The organism is Lacrimispora sp. (assembly GCF_036758025.1).
GTDB lineage: Bacteria > Bacillota > Clostridia > Lachnospirales > Lachnospiraceae > Lacrimispora.
The window spans coordinates 50,215-70,080 of sequence record NZ_DAIOXM010000004.1 but is presented as its reverse complement, the minus strand read 5'-3'; the positions used below and the strand labels follow the sequence as shown (position 1 = coordinate 70,080).

At 45.3% G+C, this 19,866-nt stretch carries 15 protein-coding genes, 1 tRNA gene and 1 pseudogene; 13 read left to right on the top strand and 4 right to left on the bottom strand.

The window, feature by feature from the left end:
* Positions 1–58 precede the first annotated feature (58 nt).
* From V7M78_RS05415 to V7M78_RS05395, 5 genes are all read left to right on the top strand, one after another.
* Positions 59–1,411: an ABC transporter substrate-binding protein gene (locus tag V7M78_RS05415; RefSeq protein WP_333647209.1), complete on the top strand. Its 1,353-nt coding sequence runs from the start codon at positions 59–61 to the stop codon at positions 1,409–1,411.
* Between the two features lie 101 nt (positions 1,412–1,512).
* On the top strand, positions 1,513–2,424 hold the full coding sequence (locus tag V7M78_RS05410) for a carbohydrate ABC transporter permease (RefSeq protein WP_333647207.1): 912 nt from the start codon (positions 1,513–1,515) through the stop codon (positions 2,422–2,424).
* A 5-nt stretch (positions 2,425–2,429) separates the two neighbouring features.
* On the top strand, positions 2,430–3,275 hold the full coding sequence (locus V7M78_RS05405; RefSeq protein WP_333647205.1) for a carbohydrate ABC transporter permease: 846 nt from the start codon (positions 2,430–2,432) through the stop codon (positions 3,273–3,275).
* 50 nt (positions 3,276–3,325) lie between these two features.
* Positions 3,326–5,035 carry a glycoside hydrolase family 2 protein gene (locus V7M78_RS05400; protein WP_333647203.1) on the top strand — a complete coding sequence of 570 codons (1,710 nt, stop codon included), beginning with the start codon at positions 3,326–3,328 and terminating at the stop codon, positions 5,033–5,035.
* A 114-nt stretch (positions 5,036–5,149) separates the two neighbouring features.
* Positions 5,150–5,222, top strand: a tRNA-Gln gene (locus tag V7M78_RS05395).
* 57 nt (positions 5,223–5,279) lie between these two features.
* On the opposite strand, the pseudogene V7M78_RS05390 reads toward V7M78_RS05395, so the two are convergent.
* Positions 5,280–5,384, bottom strand: a pseudogene (locus V7M78_RS05390) (transposase); the annotation flags it as partial.
* A gap of 292 nt (positions 5,385–5,676) precedes the next feature.
* Here V7M78_RS05390 and V7M78_RS05385 point away from each other — a divergent pair.
* The 6 genes from V7M78_RS05385 to V7M78_RS05360 all read left to right on the top strand — a co-directional run bounded on the left by V7M78_RS05385 (position 5,677) and on the right by V7M78_RS05360 (position 12,507).
* A complete protein-coding gene (locus V7M78_RS05385) occupies positions 5,677–6,180 on the top strand; it encodes a QueT transporter family protein (RefSeq protein WP_333647201.1) in 504 nt (167 codons plus the stop codon).
* Between the two features lie 100 nt (positions 6,181–6,280).
* Positions 6,281–7,069 (top strand): hypothetical protein, encoded by a 789-nt coding sequence (locus V7M78_RS05380; RefSeq protein WP_333647199.1) that lies wholly within the window; start codon positions 6,281–6,283, stop codon positions 7,067–7,069.
* 284 nt (positions 7,070–7,353) lie between these two features.
* Positions 7,354–8,733 carry a UDP-N-acetylmuramate--L-alanine ligase gene (murC, locus tag V7M78_RS05375; protein ID WP_333647197.1) on the top strand — a complete coding sequence of 460 codons (1,380 nt, stop codon included), beginning with the start codon at positions 7,354–7,356 and terminating at the stop codon, positions 8,731–8,733.
* A 435-nt stretch (positions 8,734–9,168) separates the two neighbouring features.
* Entirely contained in the window at positions 9,169–10,230 is a 1,062-nt protein-coding gene (locus V7M78_RS05370; protein WP_442914628.1) for a DnaD domain protein, read from the top strand.
* Positions 10,231–10,260: 30 nt separating this feature from the next.
* The gene (locus V7M78_RS05365) at positions 10,261–11,247 is read left to right on the top strand and encodes an ATP-binding protein (RefSeq protein WP_333647193.1); all 987 of its coding nucleotides are present in this window, start codon (positions 10,261–10,263) and stop codon (positions 11,245–11,247) included.
* An 81-nt stretch (positions 11,248–11,328) separates the two neighbouring features.
* Positions 11,329–12,507: a ribose-phosphate pyrophosphokinase gene (locus V7M78_RS05360; RefSeq protein WP_333647191.1), complete on the top strand. Its 1,179-nt coding sequence runs from the start codon at positions 11,329–11,331 to the stop codon at positions 12,505–12,507.
* A 121-nt stretch (positions 12,508–12,628) separates the two neighbouring features.
* On the opposite strand, the gene V7M78_RS05355 is transcribed toward V7M78_RS05360, so the two are convergent.
* The 3 genes from V7M78_RS05355 to asnS all read right to left on the bottom strand — a co-directional run bounded on the left by V7M78_RS05355 (position 12,629) and on the right by asnS (position 17,176).
* Positions 12,629–14,491: an ATP-binding protein gene (locus V7M78_RS05355; protein ID WP_333647189.1), complete on the bottom strand. Its 1,863-nt coding sequence runs from the start codon at positions 14,489–14,491 to the stop codon at positions 12,629–12,631.
* Positions 14,492–14,494: 3 nt separating this feature from the next.
* Positions 14,495–15,565, bottom strand: a complete 1,071-nt coding sequence (locus V7M78_RS05350) for a metallophosphoesterase family protein (RefSeq protein WP_333647187.1) — start codon at positions 15,563–15,565, stop codon at positions 14,495–14,497.
* Between the two features lie 219 nt (positions 15,566–15,784).
* Positions 15,785–17,176: an asparagine--tRNA ligase gene (gene asnS / locus V7M78_RS05345; RefSeq protein ID WP_333647185.1), complete on the bottom strand. Its 1,392-nt coding sequence runs from the start codon at positions 17,174–17,176 to the stop codon at positions 15,785–15,787.
* Positions 17,177–17,455: 279 nt separating this feature from the next.
* On the opposite strand from asnS, the gene V7M78_RS05340 reads away from it, so the two are divergent.
* Together V7M78_RS05340 and glgD are read left to right on the top strand one after the other, a co-directional pair.
* Complete coding sequence (locus V7M78_RS05340) at positions 17,456–18,730, top strand: glucose-1-phosphate adenylyltransferase (RefSeq protein ID WP_333647183.1); 1,275 nt, start codon at positions 17,456–17,458, stop codon at positions 18,728–18,730.
* A complete protein-coding gene (glgD, locus tag V7M78_RS05335) occupies positions 18,727–19,848 on the top strand; it encodes a glucose-1-phosphate adenylyltransferase subunit GlgD (RefSeq protein ID WP_333647181.1) in 1,122 nt (373 codons plus the stop codon). Before V7M78_RS05340 ends, glgD begins: the two co-directional genes overlap by 4 nt.
* Positions 19,849–19,866: the final 18 nt, after the last annotated feature.

Below are 19,866 nucleotides of genomic sequence, written 5' to 3'. Positions count from 1 at the left end.
TGGGAAGTATAATGAAGACGCTTGATACAGAAAAAGTAAATGAATGGAGGAAGGTTTCATGAAGAAAAGAATTGTGTTACTATTGGCGGCAGCTATGGCAGCAGCTTCCCTGGCCGGATGCGGAGGCACATCCACAACTGCAGATACTACAGCAGGTTCCGCTGCAGAAGATACTACCGCAGCAAGTGCAGGAAATGCAGGCGGAGATGTTAAGCTGACCATGAGCTGGTGGGGAAATCAGGTCAGAAACGAGAAAACTCAGGCTGCATTAGACTTATATGCAGAGCAGAATCCGGGGATAACCATCGAAGGACAGTTTTCCGAGTGGTCTGATTACTGGAATAAACTGGCTACTTCCGCAGCAGGACAAGCGATTCCGGACCTTGTTCAGATGGATTATTCGTTTATTGATCAATATGTAAAAAATGAACTGTTGGTAGATTTAAAGCCGTATATTGAAGATGGAACCCTGGAGGTCTCTAATATCTCAGAAAATACCATAGCCAGCGGTACGGTGAATGACGGGGTATACGCAATCTGTGCGGGAATTAATGCGCCTTCTCTTCTGTATAATAAGACTTTGCTGGAGGAAAACGGTATTCAAATTAAAGATTACATGACCACGGATGAATTCATGAATGTGTGCCGCCAGGTTTACGAGAAAACGGGGTATAAAACAAACATCGCTTATTATAATGCGGGTGCCTATCTGGATTATTTTATGAGAGGCTATGATGTTGTTCTCTATGGAGACAAAAAAATGGGCGGAACCGTAAATGATTATCTTCCATTTTTCCAGATGTATGAGACTGGAATTAAGGAAGGCTGGTTTATCGATCCAGGTGTATTTGCAGAACTTTCCATCGGTTCTGTTGAACAGGAGCCTTTGGTTTATGGTTCCAGTCCTGAAACAATGTCCTGGTGTGCCTTTTATAACTCTAATCAGCTGACTGCTATTCAAAAGGCAGCCCCGGAGGGGATGGAAATCGGTATCACCACATGGCCGTCAGCAGATCCCAAGAAATCCGGTTATTTAAAATCCAGCATGTTTTTCTCTGTCGGCGCTCATACAAAGAATCCGGAAGAAGCAGTTAAAGTTCTCAACTTCCTGACCAATTCCAGCGAGGCAAACAATATTTTGCTGGGTGAAAGAGGTGTTCCGGCCTCCAGTGTTATTTCCGAAGAGCTTGCACCTAAGATGAGTGATGTGGATCAGGAAGTAATCCGTTATATCAATGAGGTTGTAACCCCTAATTGTTCTCCGATCAATCCACCCCAGCCAGACGGCGCAAGTGAGGTTTCCAATCTGTTGAATCAGGTTCAGGAACAGCTGTGCTACGGAGCATATGATGCAGCTGCAGCCGCAGAAGAATTCTTTAACGGGGCTAATAATATCATGAACAAAAAATAATTTAATTTTATCAAGTAAGTCCCTGCCTTAATGCCGGAGAGGAATAAGTGATGGGGACTTACTTGTCAAAGTAAACCCTTATCCATGAATGGAGGACGTCTATGAAAGATAACAAAGGGGCAGGCCTCAGGCATTTCCTTAACAAAGAAAGTACAGCAGGAGTGGTATTCAGCCTTCCGTTTATCATTGGCTTTCTGTTGTTCATGGTGGTGCCTATGGGAATATCCTTTTACTATTCTTTATGTGATTACAACATATTGTCGCCGCCTGTTTTTGCAGGACTTAAAAATTACATAAAAATGTTTACTGATGATAAAGTATTTTTTCAGACCATAGGGGTCACGTTTTACTTCGCCTTAGTATCTGTTCCTCTGCGTTTGATCTTTGCACTTTTGGTGGCCATGCTTTTGTTTAATACAACAAAGGCAACCGGCTTTTACCGGGCGGCTTACTATCTTCCATCCATCATTGGAGGTTCTGTGGCAGTCGCCATCCTTTGGAAGCGGATGTTTGCAACCGATGGTGTGGTCAACCACCTTTTGGGTATTATGGGGATTCAGACCAGCTTTGCATGGCTTGGAAATAAGAATACGGCTATCTGGACCCTTATTATCCTGGCAGTCTGGCAGTTTGGTTCTTCTATGCTGATTTTCTTATCATCCTTAAAGCAGATTCCTGTAACACTTTATGAGGCGGCCAGAGTAGATGGCGCAAATAAATTTTCACAGTTTTTCAAGATCACGCTGCCTCTTTTAACACCTACTATCTTCTTTAATCTGGTGATGCAGATGATTAATGGTTTTCTGGCATTTACACAGTGTTTCATTATTACCCAGGGAAAACCGCTGAATTCCACTTTGTTCTATACCGTTTATATGTACCAGCAATCTTTTGAGTTCTATAATACCGGATACGGGGCAGCTTTGGCCTGGGTAATGCTGGCAATTATAGGCATTATTACAACGGTTCTGTTCGCGACAAAGAAATTCTGGGTTTATACGGAAGGAGTGTGAGACAGATGAAGACCAAAAGAAAAATAGGTAAAATTTTTTACCATGTAATCGTCTGCGGTTTGGGGCTTGTGATGATTTATCCTCTGGTTTGGATGGTTATGAGCTCTTTTAAAGAAACCAATACCATCTTTCTGACAGCAGGTCAGCTGATTCCGGAAAAATTTGTGCTTTCCAATTATATCAATGGTTGGAAAGGCTTTGCAAAAATCACGTTTGCGACTTTTTTTAAGAATTCCCTGTTTATAGCTGTAGCAGCAACTTTGGGAACTGTTTTTTCCTCGGCTTTGGTGGCCTATGGCCTGGCAAGATGCAGATTTTTTGGCAGAAGAGCTTTGTTTGTGGCTATGCTGCTTTCCATGATGCTTCCTGCTCAGGTTCTGATGATCCCTCAGTATTTGTGGTATCAGAAATTAGGGTGGGTAGGAAGCTATAAGCCCTTAATTCTACCTTATTGTTTTGCGATTCAGGGATTCTTTGTTTACATGATGATAAATTTTATAGATGGTATCCCTCGTGAGCTTGATGAGGCAGCCAAGATTGACGGCTGCTCTTATTATGGAATATTTTCCAGAATCATCATGCCCCTTATATCCCCGGCGCTGATTACAGCCAGTATTTTTTCATTTATGTGGAGATGGGATGATTTTCTATCCGCCCTGCTCTATATTAATGAGTCTGCCAAATATCCGGTCAGCCTTGCTTTAAAGTTGTTTTCTGACCCGGGATCTTCTTCCGATTACGGTGCGATGTTTGCAATGGCAACCTTATCAATCCTGCCTGCAGTCATTATCTTTATCTGCCTGCAGAAATACCTGGTGGAAGGCATCAGTACTTCCGGTTTAAAAGGGTAAGACAAAGTTTTGTCTTAAGTAAAAATTGAAAAATGGAAAGGAGAATGAAGATGGTCATTGAAAGTTATCCAAGACCTGATTTTAAAAGGGAAGATTGGACGAATCTGAATGGAGAATGGGATTTTTCCTTTGATGAACCGATATTTGACCGAAAAATTCAGGTTCCGTTCTGCTATCAGTCCGAAATGAGTGGAATCGGTGATACAGGGGTCCACCATATGGTGTGGTATCGGAAAGAGTTCATTGTAGAAAAGGGCAGATTAAGTGGGAAAAGTCTGCTTTTAAAGTTTGGAGCCGTGGATTATGAAGCAGAGGTTTATATCAATCAAACCTATGCAGGAGGCCACAGAGGAGGCCACACTCCCTTTGAGGCAGATATTACCGGGCTGGTTTCCGAAGGAAAGAATATTATTACGGTTAAAGTCATGGATTACAGTGACGCGGATAAACCGAGGGGAAAGCAGACATGGACAGGAGAAAACTTTGCCTGCTGGTACACTCCTACAACTGGGATATGGCAGAGCGTGTGGCTGGAATATGCGGGAAACCCTTATATAAAACGAATAAAAGCAACGCCGAATCTGGAACGTAATGAAGCTTTATGTGAAATCTTTATTTCTACCATGGAGCGTGTGACCGCGGAAGTTTTCTTTCATAGCCTTCCTGCAGAAGGCGGTATGGAAATGGATCTGGGTAGTTTGAAAATATCCTGTGAAAACGGCTATGGAAAAGGAATTCTGGCTCTGCCGGACTTGGATCTGCGCCGGGATCAGCTGACATGGACGCCGGAAAAACCCAATCTGATTGAGATGGAAGTAAATCTTCAAAATGATAAGGTGACCAGTTATTTTGGACTTCGATCTGTCCGCATTTCAAATGGGAGTATTTTGTTAAACGGAGAGGTGTTATATCAAAGGCTGGTTCTTGATCAGGGTTACTGGAGCCAAAGCCTTCTCACGCCTCCCGATGAGGAGGCCATCCGGAATGATATTCTGCTTTCAAAGAAAATGGGGTTTAATGGGGCCAGAAAACATCAGAAAATTGAAGATCCAAGATATTACTACTGGGCAGATAAGATGGGATTTCTTGTATGGGGAGAGATGCCAAGCTGTTATAGGTATACAGACAGTTCTGTAGAAAATACCTCCAGAGAGCTTTTGGAATTCATTGAACGGGATTATAATCATCCATCCATCATTACATGGGTGACAGCGAACGAAAGCTGGGGAATGAGAAACATAAAAACGGATAAGAGCCAGCAGAGCTTTTCCAATATGCTGTTTTATCAGGCAAAAGCTTTGGATAAAACCAGACCGGTAAGTGGAAACGATGGCTGGGAACAGACTGAGCACACCGATATACTGGCCTTACATGATTATGAACTGATGCCGGAAACAGAAGATAAATACGATTTTCTAGAAGATATCCTTAATAGCTATGCGGAACGCCGTTTTGTTCTGGCTGACGGGCAGACGTACCGGGGGCAGCCTGTCCTGATGACAGAGTATGGCGGCATCGCTTTTTCTGCAGAAGAAAAAGGCTGGGGATATTACAATAAGGTGGGAAGCGAAGGGGAATTTTTAAAACGTCTGGAACCAATTACGGATTTCCTGATTAAAAGCAGAAAGTTTTCTGGTTTCTGTTATACACAGCTTACGGATGTGATGCAGGAGACAAACGGTCTGCTGAGGGAAGACAGAACGCCTAAGCTTCCGCTGGAAAAACTGAAAAAGATCTTTGGAAAGAAACTTTACGAATAAAAATCTTCTGCCACCCGGACAAACTTTGATATGGAGTATAGGATTGAGCCCGGGTGGTAACAAAGCTTTTTAAAATGAGTTAAAAATCTTGTATAATTCCTCTTGTTGTATTGATGGGCTATCGCCAAATGGTAAGGCAACGGACTCTGACTCCGTCATTTTCAAGGTTTGAATCCTTGTAGCCCAGTCTGAAAAACGGAACTCTATAAAGTTCCGTTTTTTTGTATGTGTGCCAGGCATGGCACGAAAAGCCGCCTTCAGAAATGAGGAAATGGATGTGAGGATTCCATTCCAGAGGCCGTCCAAACGTGTGAAGAACACAAATGAAGCCAGGGATAAAGTTTTTGGAATACATTCTTGAAGAAAGTGCTATAAGAAGATATAATAAAGTAACCGGAAGTGGACAAAAAAGATGAATAAAAATAAGAAAATTTGAATATTGCCTTTATGGATAGACAATTTATGCCGATATGATACAGGATGGGATAAAACGGGGTACGTGCTTGCATTTCCATTGCCTTTATGCTATAGTTACACCCGTAATAAGGCCGTGAAACTCTTGATTTCAAAGGGATTTCACAATAACCACCGGTGTGTTCGAGACCTTCCACACCTAAAACAAAACTAAAGGAGAATTGAATATGAATTTCAAAACATCTGAAAAGACCTACTTTATTGCCTTTTCAGCGGCTATTGCCGCAATCTACACCGTACTGACCTTAATATTTGCGCCTATCAGCTTTGGCCCAATCCAGTTCCGAATTTCGGAAATCCTTTGTATCCTCCCATTTTTTACGCCTGCGGCAATTCCGGGATTGTTTATCGGCTGTCTGCTGTCCAACTTTTTGTGCGGCGCGGCTACCCTGGATGTTATTTTCGGCAGCCTGGCGACTCTGGTGGGAGCAATCGGGTCCTATAAGCTTCGCAAAACAAAGTGGTTGGTATGCGTGCCGCCAATTCTGGCAAATACCATTGTCATTCCATGGGTGCTGCGTTATGCCTATGGTTCAGAAGATCTCATTATATATGCCATGATTACGGTGGGCATTGGTGAGATACTTGCAATTGGTGTTCTTGGAAATATTTTGATGAGTGCTTTAAACCATTATAAGCATATTATATTCGGACGTGTTTCTGCTAAGTAAAAACAGGCAATTGTCCGGGGATCATTACTGATGCAGCCAGTATGACTTATAGTGTTAACATTACAAAAGAATCGTGGTGAAAAATATGTCAGTAGGAAGAATGAGCTTAGTCAGTAATGCAGATCACTACTTTACAATAGCAGTGGATGAATGCAGCAATTGGAGCATGAAAGGAATCCTGTTTCATGAGAGTATTTCCCATGGAATCTGCTTTGGCAGTGTGCAGGAACTGATTTTGAATGTAGACCAGATCCTTGATGATGTGGGAAGCCCCAAGCAGACGCTTCAGATGCGCAGCTTTTCGGGAATCATTCCTTCCGGTTTTACTATAAAAGAATATGACGGAGAGCCCAGGAAGGGGAATGTAGAAACTTTTACTGTCTGCATTCAGTACCGCTATCATGCAGGCTGGCAGGGAACTGTAAGCTGGCAAAACGGCGGAAAAAGGGAGTCGTTTGAAAGCGAACTTCAGTTGCTCCGGCTGCTTAAGGGAGGGTCAAACCGGACTTTTCCTGAAAAAGAGGAATGCCTGAATTCCTGCCATTTAACTATATCTGATTACGATTCCGGCAGGTTTACCGGCCGCTTTCAAAGCATATCTGCAAATAGAACCAGGCAGTTTAATGCCCTGGTAGACCTGGCCTCTGCCCTGAAATGCTTTATGGAGGGAAAAAGAACAGAAATGCTTTTTGATGTGCCCATGGAATCGGGAACAAAGGCTTCCTTTTCTATCAAAGTCATGTTCCGGGAGCGGGGCACCTGGCAGGGAGTTGTTTACTGGCGGGAAGGCAGAGAGCAGCTATCCTTCCGGAGCTTTAAAGAACTGCTTCATATAATCACATTTGCAGTGGAGTCATATTCCAGTAAAAAAGAGGCGGTTTTGCCGTAATGATATGATTTTCTTCATCCAAAGTCCCCGGACCATGTAAGTCCCGAGGGACTTTTTCTTTTTCTGTCAGTATCTTATTTTGCCGCCCCCAGGTGATTTCCCAGTCCCGGACAACTTTGCTCCTGCTGTTTCCAGACTTTTGTTTTAAGAACGGAGGCATGACATCAGGTGTTTCCCTATAAGATTATATTGTGGATTTTCTTTCTGCTTTCCTGTATAATAGAAGGAACTCAAAAAGTAAAAAGAAGTATCAACCAAATAGAAAAATTAAGGATGGATAAAACATGTATCAGATTGATTTTCATAAACAGTCAGCAATTCATTTCATAGGAATCGGCGGAATCAGCATGAGCGGCCTGGCAGAGATCCTCATTGACGAAGGCTTTACGGTCACAGGCTCTGATGCTCAGGAATCAGCTCTGACCCGCCATTTAGAAGCCAAGGGGGCCAGGGTTTCCTACGGCCAAAGGCCTGAAAATATCACCGACGGAATTGATGTGGTGGTCTATACGGCAGCAGTCCATCCTGATAATCCTGAGTTTGAAGAGGTTCAGAAACGGCAGATTCCCCTTCTGACCCGGGCGGAGCTTCTGGGCCAGATGATGACAAACTACCGGAATGCCATTGCTGTTTCCGGAACCCACGGCAAGACAACGACCACCTCTATGCTGACGGAAATCCTTTTAGCAGCAGATACGGACCCCACTATATCTGTAGGCGGAATTTTAAATTCCATCGGCGGAAACATCCGTGTGGGAAGTTCTGACTTATTTGTGACGGAAGCCTGTGAGTACACCAACAGCTTTTTATCCTTTTTCCCCACCATGGAAGTGATATTAAACGTGGAGGCGGACCATCTGGATTTCTTTAAGGATTTAGAGGATATCCGCAATTCCTTCCGCTTATTTGCTCAAAAGCTTCCAAAGGAAGGGGTGCTGGTTATCAACAATGACATCCAGTGTGTGGAGGAGATCACCAGAGATCTGCCCTGTAAAATCATTACCTTCGGCAAAAAGCCTGGAAGCCGGTACGAGGCAGAGTCTATCCGCTTCGATGAGCTTGCCAGGGCTTCTTATGAGCTTAAGATAGACGGAACTGTTGTGGATACAGTTACCCTTGGCGTTCCCGGAGAACACAATGTGTATAACTCCCTGGCAGCAGCAGCCATCTGCATGGAATTGGGGATATCTCTGGAAATGGTCAAAAAGGGATTAAAGCGTTTTACAGGAACCAACCGGCGCTTTGAAAAGAAGGGAGAGCTGGGCGGCGTGACCATTATCGATGATTATGCCCACCATCCCCAGGAAATAAGGGCAACTCTGGAAACGGCAAAGCACTATCCCAAGAATAAGCTGTGGGTAGTATTCCAGCCCCATACCTACACCAGGACAAAAGCGTTTCTGGAAGATTTTGCAGAGTCTTTGTCTCTTGCTGACGAGGTTATACTGGCGGACATCTATGCAGCCCGGGAAACCGACAATCTGGGGGTCAGTTCCAGGGATATTGCCGAGAAAATTGAAAAAAGAGGGGTAAAGGTGCACTACCTGCCGTCGTTTGATGAAATTGAAACATTTATTTTAGAAAATTGTATACACGGTGATTTGTTGATAACTATGGGGGCTGGAGATATAGTAAAAGTGGGAGAAAAGCTGTTAGGCTTGTAGTTATCCACATTATCCACATAGTTTTCAACATTTTCTCCTGGAAAACTATGTGGATTTTTTAATTTACATAATTTATAGTCTTACAATTTCTAAAGCCACGGTTTTATCAGCAAATCGACAGGAATCGGGGAGAAAATACAAATTATGTATACCTTGTTTCCACATTATCCACAGTTTCCACAATTCATTTGGTGGATAACTACCCCTATTTCCTTTTGGGGGGAGTTGTGTTATGATGTTCACGAAAGCAATGAACAGTGCAGAATCAGGGCGTGAAAATTTTTTCGTTGTGCTCGCACATAAGAAAAAAATTTCATGACCTGATTCATAGGGCGAATGCCCGTGAGCCAGGAAATCCTACGGATTTCCTGGCTTGCACTGCGGACCAGCGGACTAACGTATTAACCCCCCAGCCCCCCCTAAAAAAGCGAGGTTATACCAGTGAATGTAAAGAGCAGTTTCAAGATAAATGCAACCATAATATCCAATGATTTCATTGATGAGCATATGGCAAGCGCCAATGGAGAGTATGTAAAAGCATACTTATACTTAATGCGCCACGAAGGCGAAGAAGTAACAATCTCCATGATTGCTGATGCCTTAAACCATACGGAAGCGGATGTAACACGGGCATTATCTTACTGGAAAAAAGCCGGAGTCCTGGTAGAAGACCTCCCTCAAAAACCGGAACCATCTCCGGCCCTTTCCGAGACAGCCTGCGCCGCCGGCCCGGCCCCCTCCCAGAAAGCGCCTGAGACTCCTCAAAAACGCCCCTCCTACTCTCCTGCCCAAATCAGCAGCCTTGCCGGAGATGAGGACTTTTCCCAGCTTCTTTACATTGCCCAGAAATATATGAACAAGGTATTTACCCAGAGAGAATGCGAAGTTTTCGCCTATCTCTACGACGGCCTTTCCATGCCTGCTGAACTTTTAGAGTACGTGGTAGAATACTGCGTCCAGGGCGGACACACCAGCATCCGCTACATTGAGACTGTAGCCATCAGCTGGCATGAAAAAGGCTTCCGAACAGTAGAAGAAGCCAAAAGCCATGCCGTTTCCTTTTCCAAGGATTCCTTTGCCGTTATGAAGGCCTTCGGTCTCAATGACCGGAAGCCGGGCGATTTGGAAAGGGGCTTTATGGACCGGTGGTTCCGCTCCTACGGCTTTACCAGGGATCTGGTAATAGAAGCCTGCAACAGGACTATGGCCGCCACCCATTCCCCCAGCTTTCAGTATGCAGACAAGATCCTGGAGGGTTGGAAAAAGGCAGGTGTCCGTTCCCTGGAAGAGGTGCGAAAGCTGGATGAACAGCACGCAGACCGGATGAGGAGCGGAGACACGAAGGCAGGGAAAAAAGCGGAAACTGACGGCAAAGCCGGAACCTATAAGCAGGCTTCGCCTGCAAAGGGAAGAGGCAGCCAGAATCAGTTCCAGAACTTCCCTCAAAGAGAAATCGATTACGATGCGCTGGTATTGCAGCAGTTTGCCGATCAGTAGTATACCAGGGTGTATGGAAAGGAGGACGTTATGGCTCTGAGCAATTCACAATACGATGCCATCATGCGGGCCTATGGGCAGCAGCAGTTTAAAAACCGCCATGAACAAGAGGAACGGATTGCAGAAGTATATGGCAGAATTCCGGTTATGAAAGAGCTTGATGATTCCATCAGCACCAAGGCAGTAGCCAGCGCCCGCAGGCTGCTGGAAGGAGACCAGGAAGCCCTTAAGGAGATGCGGAGTGAAATCGCAGATTTAAGGGAACAAAAGAGCGTGCTTTTAAAGTCAGCCGGCTTTCCGGTGGACTATATGGAAATGAAATACCGTTGTTCCGACTGCAAGGATACGGGATATGCAGACGGAAGGAAGTGCCACTGCTTCCGCCAGTCTGAGATGAAGTATCTCTATGCCCAGTCAAATATTGAGGGAATTGTTGCCGTTGAAAACTTCAGCACCTTTTCCTACGAATATTTTGACGACACCAGAGTGCTTCCGGTCCTTAACCGGACCGTAAAGCAGTATATGGGACAGGTTGTGGAAATCTGCCGGAACTTTGTGGAGAAATTCTCCAAAGACCACGGAAACCTGCTGTTTACAGGCCCTACAGGGGTTGGAAAGACCTTTCTCACCAACTGCATTGCAAAGGAGCTGATGGACCGGTATTATTCCGTCATCTACTTATCTGCCAATGACTTGTTTGAGGTGTTTTCCAAAAACCGGTTTGATTACCAAAATGAGGAAGATATGAGGGGCATGTACCAGTATATTTTAGACTGCGATCTTCTGATCATTGATGACTTGGGAACAGAGCTGAATAACAGCTTCACTTCCTCTGAACTGTTTTACTGCATCAATGAACGGCTCAATTCCTCAAAGTCAACCATTATTTCCACCAATCATCCCATGAATGAACTGAGGGACCGTTATACGGAACGTGTGACTTCCCGGCTGATCAGCCGCTACACGGTAATACCTCTTTACGGCGATGATATCCGCATCAGGAAGAAGGCAAAATAAGCCGATAGCCTTGACTATTGACCCACTTAATGATATAAAAGAACCGTTGCAAGGCAATTGAATACGTTGGAGGAAAAAACAATGCTTTACGAAGAGAAAATTATAGAGACCATTCCGGTAGGCCCTCTTGGCCTGGTGCCGCTTATGAGCTGCAAGGAAATGGGAAATAAGGTCAACGATTATCTGGTGTCCTGGAGGCATGAGAGGGAGAGCGAGCATAAGTCTACCATTGCTTTTTCCGGTTATCAGAGGGATTCCTACATCATCGGAGCCAAGACTCCCAGATTCGGAACCGGAGAGGCAAAAGGAACCCTTCAGGAGTCGGTACGCGGAGATGATCTCTATTTTATGGTAGATGTGTGCAATTACAGTCTTACCTATTCCCTGTGCGGAATGACCAACCACATGTCACCTGACGACCATTTTCAGGATTTAAAGCGTCTGATCGCAGCTTCCGCAGGCAAGGCCCGCAGAATCAACGTGATCATGCCCTTCTTATATGAAAGCAGACAGCACAAGAGAACAAGCAGGGAATCCTTAGACTGTGCCCTGGCACTTCGGGAGCTGGTAAACATGGGAGTGGAAAACATCATCACCTTTGATGCCCATGACCCAAGAGTGCAAAACGCCATTCCCTTACGGGGCTTTGAGACGGTTCAGCCCATTTACCAGTTTATCAAGTACCTGTTAAAGGAAGAAAAAGAACTGGAAATTGACAGCGATCATATGATGGTCATCAGCCCTGATGAAGGCGGTATGGGACGTGCTGTATATTTTGCAAACGTTCTGGGCCTTGATATGGGTATGTTCTATAAGCGCCGGGATTACACCCAGATTGTCAACGGACGCAACCCAATTGTTGCCCACGAATTCCTGGGAAGCAGCGTAGAGGGCAAGGATGTGATCATTGTTGACGACATGATCTCTTCCGGAGAAAGCATGCTTGATGTTGCCAAGGAGCTTAAGAGAAGAAAAGCCAGAAAGGTATTTGTCTGCTCTACCTTCGGACTCTTTACCAACGGCCTTGCGAAGTTTGATGAATATTATGAGAACGGTCTCATTGACCGGATTCTGACTACCAATCTGGTATACCAGACTCCGGATCTTCTTTCCAGACCTTATTATATCAATGTGGATATGAGCAAATACATTGCTCTTATCATAGATAATTTAAACCATGATGCGTCCTTAAGCGAGCTGCTGAATCCAACTGCCAGAATCAACCGCATTCTGGAGCGTTACAGGGCCGGAGACAGGTAATATTAAACCTGGTTTAACATATAAATAGGCACCTTAAAGCTGTTTTTTCAATTCAGCTTTAAGGTGCCTATTCTCATGCCTTTTATTCTCCCTGTCTTGCAGGAATAAACCGGCTCAATGATTATATTTCTACCAGATGATAAGGAATCAGATTTGCGGTCAGCATCTGGGCTTCCCTCTGATGGCAGGTGAAAATGATGATCTGGTCGGAATACGTGTTTACCAGCCATTTTAAGGCAGTACGGAGCCTGTCATCGTCATACAGCACAAAGCTGTCATCAAAGATAAAGGGCATCCGCTCAGTGTTCTCCTGGACTAAAGAAGAGGCTGCCAGACGAAGGGCCAGATACACCTGGTCCATGGTGCCGCTGCTGACCTGCTCCAGCGGAACCAGCTTGGTCTTTGTATTTAAAAACACATTGAGGTTTTCATCCACGCTCATGCTGGTATAAATCCCGCCTGTGATTCCGGCTATCAAGTCAGAGGCAGTCTTATTCAAATACAGGCCAAAGGAATCCCGGATGGAGGAGGAGAGGGAGGTCATGGTTTCCAGGGCCAGATCAATGGCGGATATTTCTTCCCGGATGCGGTCGTTTTCCTCTAAAATATGTTTCAAACCCTCTGCCTGAGTCTTGCAGCCGGATAAATGCTCCAGCTTTTTCTCCAGCTCCCACTGGCTTTTCTGCTGCTTTTCAATGGATTCCCCGCAACCCTCCTGCTCCTTCTGAAGCTGTTCGATCTCAGCCGCTTTCTGGCCGATAGCAGCCTCTGATTTAGTGACAACCGTGCAGAGCCGGGTGAATTCCGCCATCCTGGCCTGGAAGGCTCTCATGGCGTCCTCAGAGATATCTGTATTCCCCAGGTGCCTGGAGAGGATTTCCTGGAGAACCTTGGCGCTCATTTCCATATCCCGCTGGCTGTGCCTCATCCGGAGAAAGAGAATCAGACCAATCAGATAGAATATAATAGAGGCTCCGATAAAAAGCCCTACCAGGAGAATGAGATCCAATCCGTAATAAGCCGTAAAATAATTGGATTCTCCCAGATAGTACAGCACCACCGTACAGCATAAAAGCAGGGTAGCAATGACCAGAGAGAGGATAGAGCATATTTTTCTGGGCTTTTTCTGGCAGGAAGTTTTTGCTTCCATATACTCATCAAAGGTTTCCTGAGCCTTTTCCGAATAGGCGTGAATGGAGTCCTGATCGGAAAACTGGTTGCTGGTCAGCATCTGCCGCCCTCTGGCAACCTTTTGAAGCAGTTCTTCTTTTTCCTTCTGTCGATCTTCTAAGGTGGTTTTCACCTCGGAGCGCCGTTTCTGGTAAGTCTGGATCTGGTTTTCATATTCAGGAGAGGAAATCTCCTTTTCCGTATTCCTGATCTCGCTTAAGAGAGAGGTGTAAGTGCGGGCGGCTTCGGGAACCATCTGAGCCTCCAGCTCTTTTCGCTGGGACTTTAAAAGGGCTGCAGCCTTTGTGATATTAAGGGATAAGCTTCCCGTAGTATTTAAGTTGGCGATGTAATTCTTTAACTCAGAAACCATTCCTTCGTCAGTGGCGCTCTTCAACTGTCCGATGCTGACCGTATTGATGTAAGCCGCTTCACTTAAACCGCACAGCAGATCGTCTAAAAATGCCTTGGTAGGCTCTACTTCTCTTCCGGCGGTTTCATCTACAATTTTAAATTCCTTCTTATTCTTCTGAAAGGTGCGCTCAATCCGGTAAATGTGATTCTTGTGCTCCAGTCGTATTTGTCCCTCATAGGTGCCGCTGTTTTCCCAGGGCTCGTATTTGGTATAAAGGTCATTTTTAGAAGCCCGTCCCCGCTGGCGTTCGATGCCGAAAAGCATTCCCCGGATAAAGGTATGTATGGTGGACTTTCCGGCTTCATTTTTGCCGTAGACAATGTTAAGCCCATCCCGGAAGGAAAGGTTTCTTCCATGGAATTTCCCGAAGCCGTTGATATAGATATCCAGTATTTTCATGGGTCAGCTCCTTTCGTCCGTTGTGCGCAGCAGGGCATTGATGCCGTAATGAAGGGCCTTTTTTTCCACAGGGCTCATCTCAGGCTTCTGAAGGGCCTGGATGTAGAAGCCGATCATGTCGCTGGGGTGTTCGGCAAACAGGGCCGAAAAGTCATACTGAGGCTCGGATTCATCAATGATTTCCATGATCTTAAACCGGGTGGAGAGCATTTCCAAGTCAAAGGAAATGTCAGGGTCCCTCATCCCCCGGATGCGGAAGCGGAAAATGTTTTCCGTTCCCCGGTTCTGGATCTCCTGGGTGATCTTCATTGCCAGCTCCGTATTGGTGGTGGCAGTGGTCACGTTGACAGCCAGGGAAATATATTGAAGCTTTGCAAGAGGGATGAACTTTAAGGAAGTCACCACACGGGTCACTTCATTGATATCACCCACCATCATTCCATGGGGTCCGGACTCTGTCTTGTCCAGAGGCTCCAGAGAGCCCGCAAAGGCCATTCTGTTTTCCAGAAGGATCTCAGGGCGGTGGATATGTCCCATGGCAATATAAGAGAAATCCAGGCTGCTCATGGCGCCTTTATCAAAGGGGATGTGGTTGGCATCTCCTCCATGGCCCAAAAGAACATGGATGCGCCCATTATTCGGTACCTTCAAATGATCCAGCCGGTTTTCCGGGATTTCAGCGGAATGATAGCTGAAGCCGTAGACTTCCGTATTGATTTCCTTAAAGTAAACGCTTTCCAGCTCTTCTCCCATTAAGTAAGTCACATTAGAAGCCCAGGTAAAGCTTAAAAGTGCGGAATTGCTTCTGATGCGGTCGTGATTGCCTGCAATGATGACCACATGAACCGTGGGTATGGTAGAAAACAAATAATTCACTTCTTTTAAGTCTTTGGCAAGAGGCTGGCGGTGAAATAAGTCTCCGGATATGAAAAGGCAGTCAGCCTCCAGAAACTTTGCCTGTGTCACGGCCCTTGCAAAGGTGTCCTTAATATCCTGGCACCGTTCCTTGCTCCACGGCTTGTCGCTGTCCGGGCTCATCCCCCAGTGAACATCTGCAATATGTATGAATTTCATTGTTATTACCTCGCTGTTTTGGCGTGGCCAGGCATCATTGATCATTTAGCGGAAAAGCGCCGCTAAATGATCAATGCAGGGCATACGCCCTATAGAAATATTTGTATGATTTGGGGCTTGGTGAGCAAGCTCCCCACTCCCCAAGTCACACAAATATTTCTGCATGGCCTGATTGTAAACAAATTCCCCACCGGAAAGGAAGGGAATTTGTTTCACAGATTAAAGTTCACAGTTGTTAACAGTTCTTGGGAAGGGAACCACATCGCGGATGTTGCCCATTCCGGTCAGATACATAACGCAGCGCTCAAAGCCTAAGCCAAAGCCTGCATGACGGGTAGAACCGTATTTTCTTAAGTCAAGGTAAAACTCATAATCTTCTTTATTAAGGCCGGATTCTTCCATACGCTCTACCAGCTTCTGGTAGTTGTCCTCACGCTGGCTTCCGCCGATGATCTCTCCGATTCCGGGAACCAGACAGTCCACAGCAGCCACAGTCTTTCCATCGGGATTCAGCTTCATATAGAAGGCCTTGATCTCCTTTGGATAGTCGGTGACGAAAACAGGCTTTTTATACAGTTCCTCTGTCAGATAGCGCTCGTGCTCTGTCTGTAAGTCGCAGCCCCAGGATACTTTATAATCGAATTCATCATTGTGCTTTTCCAGCAGCTCAATGGCTTCAGTATAAGTCACATGAGCGAATTCAGAATTTAACACATGGTTTAAACGGTCTAAAAGACCCTTGTCCACAAACTGGTTGAAGAAGTTCATTTCCTCGGGAGCGTGCTCCAGAACAAAGCGGATGATATATTTTAACATGGCCTCTGCCAGCTCCATATCATCGTTTAAATCAGCAAATGCCATCTCAGGCTCAATCATCCAGAACTCAGCCGCATGGCGTGTGGTATTGGAGTTTTCCGCACGGAAGGTAGGTCCGAAGGTATAGATGTTGCGGAATGCCATGGCATAGGTTTCTCCGTTAAGCTGGCCGCTGACCGTTAAGTTGGTCGGCTTTCCGAAGAAATCCTGGGAAAAGTCCACATCTCCCTCTTTGGTCTTTGGAATATTTGCTAAGTCCATAGTAGTGACCTGGAACATCTCTCCGGCACCCTCGCAGTCGCTTCCGGTAATAATGGGAGTGTGGACGTAAACGAAGTCTCTCTCCTGGAAAAACTGGTGGATGGCGTAGGCGATTAAGGAGCGGACACGGAACACTGCCTGGAAGGTGTTGGTTCTGGGGCGCAGATGGGAAATGGTCCTTAAATATTCAAAGGAATGGCGCTTTTTCTGAAGAGGGTAATCAGGTGCCGAAGGACCTTCAATCAATATTTCCTCAGCCTGAATCTCAAAGGGCTGTTTTGCATCCGGTGTGGCTACCAGGGTTCCGGTGACGATGACGGCTGCTCCGATATTCAGTCGGGAAATGTCGGAAAAGTTCTCCATGGTGTCATGATAGACGATCTGAAGTGTTTCAAAATAAGTTCCGTCATTTAAAACAATGAATCCAAAAGACTTGGAATCTCTTAAGCTTCTCACCCATCCGCCTACGGTGACCTTGGTGTTTAAGAAGGATTCCTTGTCCTTATATATTTGTCTTACTGTTGTCAAATCCATAATGGTTTCTCCTTTTGCGTGTTGGCATACTTACTAAGATTATACTGTACTTTGACCTTTCATTCAAGGGGGGATGCACAAAAACATGGCTTATAGACAAAGTTTTGTACGGAAAATAGGTATTTAACCCCTAAAGTCTGTGCAGTTACAAAAAAGGCATGAATAATGTCGGAAAATGCACAAAAAAATATCGTAATATTTTTAAAATTTGTTCACTATTCTTCAAATGTATGGTATAATGCTAGTACAATAAAATTCTAACAGCAAGAGGTGATAAACGTGATTAAAAAAGAAATGATTGCCATGCTTTTAGCTGGCGGACAGGGAAGCCGTTTGGGTGTGCTCACGCAGAAGGTGGCCAAACCAGCAGTATCTTTTGGAGGAAAGTACCGCATTATTGATTTCCCGCTAAGCAACTGTATCAACTCTGGAGTTGATACAGTCGGAGTTCTGACCCAGTACCAGCCATTACGTTTGAATACTCATATAGGAATTGGAATTCCGTGGGATTTGGACCGTAATGTAGGCGGTGTCACCATTCTCCCGCCATATGAAAAGAGCAAGGGAAGCGACTGGTATACTGGAACCGCAAATGCCATCTACCAGAACTTAGAGTATATGGAGACCTACAATCCGGAATACGTTTTAATATTGTCAGGCGACCATATCTATAAGATGGATTATGAGGTTATGCTGGAATACCACAAAGCCAATAATGCTGATATCACCATTGCTGCCATGCCTGTACCTATTGAAGAGGCCAGCCGGTTCGGAATTCTCATTACCGATGAGAATAACCGGATCACGGAATTTGAGGAGAAGCCGGAGAACCCCAGAAGCAACCTGGCTTCCATGGGAATCTACATATTTAGCTGGAAGGTGCTCAGAGACGCCCTGATCAAGATGTCCGAGGTTCCGGGCTGCGATTTCGGCAAGCACATCATCCCTCACTGCTTCGAATCAGGCGGACGGGTATTTGCCTATGAGTACAACGGCTACTGGAAGGATGTAGGTACCCTTGGCTCTTACTGGGAGGCCAATATGGAGCTGATTGATATCATTCCTGAGTTTAACCTTTATGAGGAATACTGGAAGATTTACACCAAGAGCGATATCATTCCGCCTCAGTATGTATCACAGGATGCGGTCATTGACAGAAGCATTATAGGTGAAGGAACGGAGATCTGCGGAGAAGTCTATAATTCTGTCATCGGCGCAGGTGTCACCATTAAAAAGGGTGCTGTGGTCAGGGATTCCATCATCATGCGGGAAAGCATTGTGGGAGAGAATTCCAAGGTTTACAAAGCCATTATTGCTGAGAACGTAAAGATCGGCGATAATACGGAGATTGGAGTCGGAGAGTACAGCGAAAGCAAATACGATCCCAAGGTATACCAGTTTGACCTGGTGACGGTGGGAGAAAATTCGACCATTCCGGGCAATGTAAAGGTCGGAAAAAACACGGCAATTGTGGGGGAGACAACGCCAGAGGATTACCATGGCGGAGAACTGGCTAGCGGAGATTACATCATAAAGGCAGGTGGTATGCGATGAGAGCAATAGGAATTATATTAGCAGGCGGAAACAGTAGGAGGATGAAGGAATTATCCAGTAAGAGGGCGATTTCAGCCATGCCAATTGCAGGCAGCTATCGAAGCATTGACTTTGCCCTCAGCAACATGACAAATTCCCATATTCAGAACGTGGCAGTTTTGACCCAGTATAATTCCAGGTCCCTTCATCTGCATTTAAGTTCATCCAAGTGGTGGGATTTTGGAAGAAAGCAGGGAGGTTTGTTCGTATTTACCCCGACCATTACTGCAGAGAGCAGTGACTGGTACCGCGGTACGGCTGACGCCCTCTATCAGAATCTGAACTTTTTAAAGAACAGCCATGAGCCTTATGTGGTGATCGCAGCAGGTGATGGTATCTATAAGCTGGATTATGCCAAGGTTTTGGAATATCATATTGAGAAAAAAGCGGACATCACTGTGGTGTGCTCCCAGCTTCAGCCGGGAGAGGACGTTACCCGTTTCGGATTTGTTCAGACCAACGAAGACGGAAGGATTACAGAATTTGAAGAAAAGCCTATGGTAACCACCTCCAATACGGTTTCCTGCGGAATCTATGTAATCCGCAGACGCCAGCTGATCGAGCTGATCGAGCGCTGTGTGATGGAAGATTCCTATGATTTTGTAAGCGACATTCTGGTACGCTACCGGAACTTAAAGAGAATCTATGCTTATAATCTGAACACCTATTGGAGCAATATCGCTTCTGTGGAATCTTATTATAAGACCAACATGGATTTCTTAAAGCCGGAAGTAAGGGATTACTTCTTCTGCCAGTCTCCTGAAGTCTATTCCAAGATTGACGATCTGCCGCCGGCTAAGTATAATCCGGGTTCAGCAGTGAAGAACAGCCTGATTTCCAGCGGAAGCATTATCAACGGAGTGGTGGAGAATTCCGTTTTATTTAAAAAGGTATATGTAGGAAATAACTGCGTCATTAAGAATTCCATTATTTTAAATGACGTATATATAGGGGATAATACGGTGATTGAAAACTGTATTGTGGAAAGCCGGGATACCATCCGGGCCAACACTACCCATATCGGGTCACCGGATGACATAAAAGTCGTTTTGGAAAAGAACGAGAGATACGCATTATAAGGATTGCGGTGGGAGGGG